The sequence below is a fragment of the Microcystis sp. BLCC-F209 genome, from assembly GCF_041928595.1.
In the GTDB taxonomy this organism is placed as follows: Bacteria; Cyanobacteriota; Cyanobacteriia; order Cyanobacteriales; family Microcystaceae; genus Microcystis.
The window spans coordinates 1-2,228 of the sequence record NZ_JBHFLL010000016.1; the positions used below are offsets into that span (position 1 = coordinate 1).

General features: G+C 33.8%; 1 protein-coding gene. It reads right to left on the reverse strand.

The genetic code is table 11. From position 1 onward, the window contains the following. Window positions 1–330: 330 nt before the first annotated feature. Complete coding sequence (locus tag ACE1AQ_RS00750; RefSeq protein ID WP_232306244.1) at window positions 331–1,656, reverse strand: hypothetical protein; 1,326 nt, start codon at window positions 1,654–1,656, stop codon at window positions 331–333. Window positions 1,657–2,228 lie beyond the last annotated feature (572 nt).

Here is a 2,228-nt window from a genome sequence, read left to right on the forward strand (position 1 = left end):
AGAAATTTTTTCTTTCTTCCAGACATCGATAATTTTTTGGCGAAAATCTACGGAATAGGGTCTCATAGGAAGCTGGCGAGTTCTATTATTTGTCTATTTGCTTTTCATTGTACCTCATAGCTCCAAGAAGTGCTATATATCGCTCAGAGAATTAAAACTAAAATTGACATAACTAAGTGAATCATTTCCCGTGTGTAGGTTGAAACGATCTTTAAATTGAAAGTATAAAAATACAGAAACTGCGTAAACTCAATAGATCAGAGAAGGATTTCTAATTATTTTTATTACCTTACTTTTCATGGTTCATATCCATTTATTTGATAAATTAAACTACTTTGCAGAAATTAATTTGTTTTTCTCCATCCTTTTCCAGAATAAATTAACAACAACAAAAATGTTTAGTAGGGAAAAGGCGGAAAATAAAGGCATACCCGGGAAAGAATAGCGCATATGCACCAACAGTAAGCTCGCATCTACCAAAGAATATAAAAGCAAGCGAAGAAAATTAATCACAATAATAAACAGGATAATAAATACATAATTAGATAACAAGGGCGATTTAGGCTTACTAGGAAAATAGTAGATCAGTAAAAATGCTATAGAAACCATCCCTACAGTATTGATGATATAAATAGCTCTAGTTATCAATTTAACTAACAGTAATCTTATTCTACTTGGCCGCTCCTTTCCCGTCCAAGCTGCACGACGATTAGCTACCTTATCAAAGAGGGTAATACTTGCCTTCGGGTTGTCCACAACAAAAATTTTTTCTACTTCTGAAAAGGGAGGATAGAGAAATTTAGTGAGAACTTTTACGGAAGAGTCTTTAAGGTGAGGCAACCAAATCCCAAAATTAGGATCTATATAGCTAAAGCCAAAAGCTTTTGTTGGTAAAAGACGATTACGAAAAGCAGTTTTTAACTCTTCATTAATTTCGGTAAATTTTTGATAAACTTGCCGAGTAGTTACCGACCTAGGGTTAACAGGGTTGATACTATCACGCACAGCATCTGCTAACAGCCAAACTGTAAATTTACCGCGAATTTCTTCTTTGGGAAGGAAAGGTTCTAGGGTTTTAAAGGTGGGACTAACTTGATAAGCTGCTTCTAACTGTGCTGGATTAATAGGAACCTGTCTGACTGGAGTACCAGCATCTATTTTCATTAATCCTGTGTACATACCCTTAAAACTAGGTGCATTCCACAAACTTACCCCCGGCACACCAAGGAAAATTGAGTTAAGTGAGACTATGGCAAAATTTACTATAATGAAGATTAAGAGAGGTAAAAATACTAAAAAACAAGACTGTTGGATTTTTTCTCTTAATTTCCACTGAGGCTTGGTTAAAAAGATAATTGGAATTAAACTTAACATATAGATGTATTCAATTCCTTTTTCTGGTCGAGTAATGCCGATAAATCCGAGGGTTAATCCAGCTAAACAGGAATAAATGATTTTTTCTGATATTTTTTTCTTAAACAACAAAAATAAGATCAACGCAATCAATATATTAAACAATGAAACCGTTATTGCTTCGCTTCTCGCATCATTAAAAAATCTGAAAGTCAGAGGATAGAAAATTAGCAAAGAAAAAACTAAAACACAGACAATTTTCGGTACTTTTAGTGAGCGAATAGAATAAATCAATAAAAACACTGAAAAAATGTAAAATAGTTCGTGGAATATTCGCAGGGGTATCCCCGTAAAACTAACTAGCCAAACAAATAAGGAATAACCTGGGGGATGGCCTAAATTTAAGATGCCAATTCCATCGGAAAACCAAACCGCTCTTTCCGCACGACTTAGATAATTCTGGGGATCACTGGGATAGGCCACTATTTCACTGGTTCTGGTTAAGAATAGTTTAATTAAACAAATTAAAGTCAAAATAATTGGGAAAATTTTCGACACGACTTGACACTTAATCTCTACTATACCTTTACTTATCATAGTTTTTATACTTAACCAATAGTTCATTTAATACCTCTCCAAATTGTCACAAAAAATGCTGATTATACCGATATTTCTTATCAAGTTCGTTTATCAATCATGTCTGCTAAAAGAGCAAACATTCCTGTTTGGGTTGCAGCTATACTTTGCACGGCTACAACTTGCATTTTTTACTCAAGGACAATAATATAGTTTAAGAGTCATAATTAGAAGCAAAGCACTCATTAAAAACATGATTAACCTAGAATTCACGGAAGAAGAAAAGAACTCACTGTATT